The organism is uncultured Aureimonas sp. (assembly GCF_913775355.1).
In the GTDB taxonomy this organism is placed as follows: Bacteria; Pseudomonadota; Alphaproteobacteria; order Rhizobiales; family Rhizobiaceae; genus Aureimonas.
Map to the genome: position 1 here is coordinate 1 of NZ_CAJYIU010000217.1, position 5,856 is coordinate 5,856.

The window sequence follows — 5,856 nt, forward strand, 5'->3', positions numbered from 1 at the left end:
GCACGGCGAGGGAGACGACGAGCTTCATCTGGATCAGCGTCGACTTCTGGATCTCGACCGCCTCGTCCATCATCGCGTCGACGTAGAGGTTGCGCATGCGCAGGATCGGCAGCGTCGTCGGCGCGTAGACCTCGGATATCCGCTTGGCGTGCTCGGTGGAGTTCAGCGGTCGGCGCGAATAGGTTTCGATCGCGCGGACGAGGAAGGGGAAGCCCTTGCCGAAGTAGACCGAGCGGATCTCCTCGTGCGCCTGCCGCAAACGCGGCGAATCGGGGCCGAACTCGAGCTGCGAGACGCCGACGTCCCAGAGAGCAAGGATGCGCTGCTGAACGCGCATGCTGGTCATCACCGCTTCCGGCGGGATCACCTCCGACCACTTGAGCGCCGGCATCACCTCGGACGGCAGGCGGGTCGCGGACTCGTAGAGAGCGCCGAGAAGGCGCGCGACGTTGACGCGGCCGGCGAGGTTCTCGTCAGCCTGGATGACGCGCTGCGCCGTCTTGTCGACGAAGGGGACGAAAGTCTCCGAAATCGACGACATGCCCCGCGCCACGCGCAGCTGGAGGCTGATCTGGCGGTCCTTCAGCGGCAGGGCGAGGAGCGCGTCGGCGCCGCGGCGCTCGTCGCGCAGGAGCGCTGTCAAAAACTTGAAGTTGACGCTGTCGCGCAGCGTCGTCGCCTCCGCTCCGACGCGGAAGCGATCGAGGGCGCGGTCGGTGTCGCCGCGGGCCGCCCGCAGCTCGTTGGTGATCGCATCGGCCGCACCCGGCTCCTCGCCGAGCGCGAGTTCCAGCGGGCGGCGTTCCTTGGTGATGGCGGTGGCGGCGGCGGTCGCGAGTTCGAACAGCTGCAGTTCGACCAGCGAGGCACCGGCCCGCTGGTTCTGGTCCAGAACGCCCCGCAGCGCGATCGAGCCGATGATCATGCTCGAGGACAGGGCGATGATGGAGCTGATGCGGATGAGATCGAATGACGGAAGCCGGAACATCGCGATCCCCTTGAGACCTGCGAAGCCTAGACCGGGAAATATGAAGGTTCCCTCAACCGCAGGTCATCATCCGTGGAAAGCAATCCCCAAAAGACAAGGGGCCCGAAGGCCCCTTGAATGTGGTCGCGACGCGGTCGGCCGGTCAGTGGGGCGTATCTGCCCAAACGCGACGCTTCACAAGGTAGAGCATGATCGCGAAGCTGATCAGGAAGATCATCACCACGAAACCCGTCGCCTTGCGCTCGACGAGGTGCGGCTCGGCCGTCCACATCAGGAAGGCCGACACGTCGCGGGAGTACTGCTCCAGCGTCGCCGGGGCGCCGTCGTCGTAGGTCACCTGTCCGTCGCTGAGCGGGGGCGCCATCGCGAGCGCGGGGCCCGAGATGAAGTGCGGGTTGTAGTAGGTGCCCGGCTGGATGGTGACGTTGGCGGGCGCCTGCTCGTAGCCCGTCAGCAGCGAGTGGATGTAGTCCGGCCCGCCTTCGGCGTACTGGCTCCACGGGAAAATATCGAGAAGGAACCGCGGGAAGCCGCGCTCGACCGAGCGGGCCTTGGCGATGAGCGACAGATCCGGCGGATGGGCGCCACCGAGAGCCGCAGCGGCCGCTTCCGGATTCGGATAGGGCGCGGGCAGGCGGTCGGAGGGAATGCCGGCGCGCTGGAACATCTCCCCCTGCGCGTTCGGCGCCGGATCGGTGATCTGGTACTCGGCCGCGAGCGCCCGGACCTGCTCGTCGCTGTAGCCCAGCGCCGAGAAGTTGCGGAACGACACGAGGTTCATCGAATGGCAGTTCGAGCAGACCTCCTTGTACACCTTCAGGCCGCGCTGCAGCTGCCCGAGGTCCCAGTGCCCGAAGGGCCCGGCGAAGGTCCAGGCGAGCTCGGCCGGCTTCTTGAGCGGATAGTGCGGCGTGGCATGCTCGCCGCCCGCGCTGCCGCCGTGCTCGCCGTTGACCGCCTGCTCGGTGCCGCGCGTCGCGTCCGGCGCCTCGCCCGGCGCATCCCCGACGATCTGTCCGGCGGGAGCAGCCGGCTCCTGCGCCCGGCCGAGGGCCGGGCTCATGACGACGCCCGCGACCAGAAGGGCTGGAAGAAGCTTTCTCATTGCAAGGTCCATGGGTCGCTTCGTCAGCCTTTGGTTTCGGGAGACGCGGTGGCGCCGGCCGGCACTGCGCGCGCGGCGCCGCGCTTGGCCAGCACCGCCTCCGTGATCGAGTTCGGCAGCTTCTTCGGGGTCTCCACCAGGCCGAGGACCGGCAGGACGATGAGGAAGTGCGCGAAGTAGTAGATCGTGCCGATCAGCGAGAGCGTCGGGTAGATGCCCTCGGCCGGGCGCGAGCCGAGCCAGCCGAGCAGCACCGCGTTCACCGCGAAGATCCAGAAGAAAATCTTGTAGATCGGGCGGTAGGCGGTGGAGCGCACGCGGCTGGTGTCGAGCCAGGGCAGGAAGAACAGGATGATGATCGAGCCGAACATCACCAGGACGCCGCCGAGCTTGGAATCGATCGGGCCGATGTTGAACGTGATGGCACGCAGCATCGCGTAGAACGGCAGGAAGTACCATTCCGGAACGATGTGGGCCGGCGTCTGCAGCGGGTTGGCGGGAATGTAGTTGTCGGGGTGGCCGAGATAGTTCGGCATGTAGAAGACGAAGTACGAGAAGAACGCGAGGAACACGACCATCGCGAACCCGTCCTTGATGGTCGCGTGCGGCGTGAACGGCACGGTGTCCTTCGAGGACTTGATCTCGACGCCGGTCGGGTTGGTCTGGCCGACCACGTGCAGCGCCCAGATGTGCAGGATCACGACGCCCGCGATCATGAACGGCAGGAGGTAGTGCAGGGCGAAGAAGCGGTTCAGCGTCGCGTTGTCGACGGCGAAGCCGCCGAGAAGCAGCGTCTGGATCGGGCCGCCGATGCCGGGGAAGGCGGTGAAGAAGCCGGTGATGACCGTCGCGCCCCAGAAGGACATCTGACCCCAGGGCAGGACGTAGCCCATGAAGGCGGTGGCCATCATCAGGAGGAAGATGATGACACCGAGGATCCACATGATCTCGCGCGGCGCCTTGTAGGAGCCGTAGTAGAGGCCGCGGAAGATGTGGATGTAGACGGCGATGAAGAAGAACGAAGCGCCGTTGGCGTGCATGTAGCGCAGCAGCCAGCCCCAGTTGACGTCGCGCACGATGCTCTCGACGGACTGGAAGGCGATGCCGGAATTGGCCGCATAGTGCATCGCCAGGACGACGCCGGTCAGGATCTGGATGCCGAGGAACAGCGCCAGGATGCCGCCGAACGTATAGGCGTAGCTCAGGTTGCGCGGGACCGGGAAGGCCACGAACGAATCGTAGAGGAGCCGGGGCAGCGGCAGGCGGGCGTCGAGCCAGCGCATGACGCCGTTGTTCGGCACGTAGGAGGAAGGACCACTCATGTTCTTTGTGCCTCTTGCCTCAGCCGATGCGGATGGTGGTGGGGTTGGGGAACGAGTACAGCGGGACCGCCATGTTCTCGGGCGCCGGGCCCTTACGCACGCGCCCCGCCGTGTCGTAGTGCGAGCCGTGGCAGGGGCAGTACCAGCCGTCGTAGTCGCCGGACTGGCCGAGCGGCACGCAGCCGAGATGGGTGCACACGCCGACCATCACGAGCCACTGCTCCTGACCCTCGGCGGCGCGGTTGACGTCGGTCGCCGGCGCGTCGGCCGGCAGGTTGGCGTTGCGCGCGATCGGATCCTTGAGATCGGACAGCGAGACGCCCTTGCCGTCCTCGATCTCGGTCGGGGTGCGCTGCCGGATGAAGATCGGCTTGCCGCGCCATTTGGCGGTGATCGACTGGCCGGCCGCGATCTGGCTGATGTCGACGTCCACCTGCGCCAGCGCCAGCGTCGCGGCATCCGGGTTCATCTGGTCGATGAAGGGCCAGACCGCCGCGACGGCACCGACGACGCCGGCCGCCCCCGTCGCGATGTATAGGAAGTCCCGGCGAGTGGGTTCGCTGCTGTGATCGACGCTCACGGAGAAATGCGCTCCTTCAGGGCCGGCGCATCGATGCGGCGCGCCTGCCTCAGTCCCAACACGACCTCGCGGAGCACACCGAGCGCCGGAGCGACCGCGCCCTCCCCTAGAGCCGTTTCGGCCGCGATTTCTAAGCGCCCACTTGGAACTTGTCCAGACTATGGCGACGCTTCGGGCGGTTATGTCGCTCGGAGAACACGCACCCGGTCATTCCGCCGCCGCCGGCAGAAAGCCGCCGGACTGCCGGGCCCAGAGCGAGGCGTAGAGACCACCGCGCCGGACGAGCTCGGCGTGGGTCCCCTCCTCCACGATGCGGCCGGCATCGATCACGACGAGACGGTCGAGGCGGGCGATGGTCGACAGGCGATGCGCGATCGCGATCACTGTTTTGCCCTCCATCATGCCGGCGAGATTCTCCTGGATCGCCGCCTCGACCTCCGAGTCGAGCGCCGACGTCGCCTCGTCGAGTACGAGGACCGGCGCGTTCTTCAGGAAGACGCGGGCGATGGCGATGCGCTGGCGCTGGCCGCCCGACAGCTTGACGCCGCGCTCGCCCACGAACGCATCGAGCCCCTCGCGCCCATTCGGGTCGCGCACGGTCCGGATGAAGCCGAGCGCGTCGGCGCGCCGTGCGGCAAGGAGGATTTCCTCCTCGGTGGCGTCGGGACGACCATAGGCGATGTTGTCGCGGATCGAGCGGTGGAAAAGCGAGGTGTCCTGCGTGACGACGCCGATCTCGCGACGAAGCGACGTCTGCGTCACGCCGGCGATGTCCTGCCCGTCGAGGAGGATCTTGCCGTGCTCGACGTCGTAGAGGCGCAGGAGGAGGTTGACGAGGGTCGTCTTGCCGGCCCCCGAGCGCCCGACGAGGCCGACCTTCTCGCCCGGCCGAATGGCGAGCGAGAAGTTCTCGATGACGCCCGCCCCCTTGCCGTAGTGGAAGGTCACGTCGCGGAACTCGACCGCGCCCCCGGTGGGCCGAAGCGCCGGCGCGCCCGCCCGGTCGACCAGCGCCGGGGCGGCCGAGACGGTGGCGACCGCGTCCTGGACGGTGCCGTAGTTGCGGACGAGGCCGTTGATGTTGAACATCATCCAGCCGCTCATCTGGTTGAGCCGGAGGATGAGGCCGAGCGCGGTGGCGACGTCGCCGGTCGAGGCGGTGTTCCGCATCCAGGAGTGCAGGACCAGGGCGCCGATCGCCGTCATCATCAGGCCGTTGAGGACGGCGACCGCCGTGCGCACGGCGGTGATCGCCCGCGTCAGCGCGCGGATCGCCTCGACGAAGCGGCGGAAGCCGTCGAGCACGAAGGCGTCCTGCCGCCGGCCGGGATCGAAGAGCTTGACCGCGAGGATGTTGGTGAAGCTGTCGACGATGCGGCCGGACATGATCGAGCGCGCCTCGGCGCTCTCGCGGCCGGCGCGGCGGATACGTGGCAAGAGGTCCCGCACGATCCAGCCGTAGCCGATCGCCCACAGGAAGAGGACGAGCCCCATCCACGGGTCCATCGCGCCGAGGATGGCGACGGCCAGCAGCGTGAAGGTGACGAAGCTCCAGAAGGTCTGGAGCGTCGTGACGATGAAGTCGCCCGTCGCCTCGCCGACCTGCTGCACCTTCTGGGCGACGCGGCCCGCGAAGTCGTTCTGGAAGAAGATGTAGGACTGATCCATCAGCCGCCGGTAGGACTGCCAGCGGATGCGGTTGTAGAGCGAGGGAACGATCACCTGCTGCTCGATGAGCGAGGCGGCGAAGAGGACGAGGGTGCGCAGGAGAAGCGTCGTGACGGCGAGGATCACGAGAAGCCAGAAATGGTCGGCGAGAAGCGTCGCCGGCGACGACGAGCCGAGCGCATCGACGACCCAG

Annotated in this window: 5 protein-coding genes; all 5 read right to left on the bottom strand. The window is 67.4% G+C overall.

The window, feature by feature from the left end:
* Positions 1–988 (bottom strand): hypothetical protein (locus QZ753_RS13350; RefSeq protein ID WP_294644275.1); only part of this gene is annotated, 988 nt, incomplete at its 3' end.
* A 142-nt stretch (positions 989–1,130) separates the two neighbouring features.
* Positions 1,131–2,093 (bottom strand): cytochrome c1, encoded by a 963-nt coding sequence (locus tag QZ753_RS13355; protein ID WP_294644276.1) that lies wholly within the window; start codon positions 2,091–2,093, stop codon positions 1,131–1,133.
* Between the two features lie 23 nt (positions 2,094–2,116).
* A complete protein-coding gene (locus tag QZ753_RS13360) occupies positions 2,117–3,415 on the bottom strand; it encodes a cytochrome b/b6 (protein WP_294644277.1) in 1,299 nt (432 codons plus the stop codon).
* Positions 3,416–3,434: 19 nt separating this feature from the next.
* Entirely contained in the window at positions 3,435–3,995 is a 561-nt protein-coding gene (gene petA / locus QZ753_RS13365) for a ubiquinol-cytochrome c reductase iron-sulfur subunit (RefSeq protein WP_294644278.1), read from the bottom strand.
* A gap of 207 nt (positions 3,996–4,202) precedes the next feature.
* Positions 4,203–5,856 (bottom strand): ABC transporter ATP-binding protein (locus QZ753_RS13370; RefSeq protein ID WP_294644279.1); only part of this gene is annotated, 1,654 nt, incomplete at its 5' end.

What these genes read in the sequence shown, in the direction of transcription:
- QZ753_RS13355 (WP_294644276.1), bottom strand. Translation starts at nt 2,093, where the DNA reads ATGAGAAAGCTTCTTCCAGCCCTTCTGGTCGCGGGCGTCGTCATGAGC.
- QZ753_RS13360 (WP_294644277.1), bottom strand. Translation starts at nt 3,415, where the DNA reads ATGAGTGGTCCTTCCTCCTACGTGCCGAACAACGGCGTCATGCGCTGG.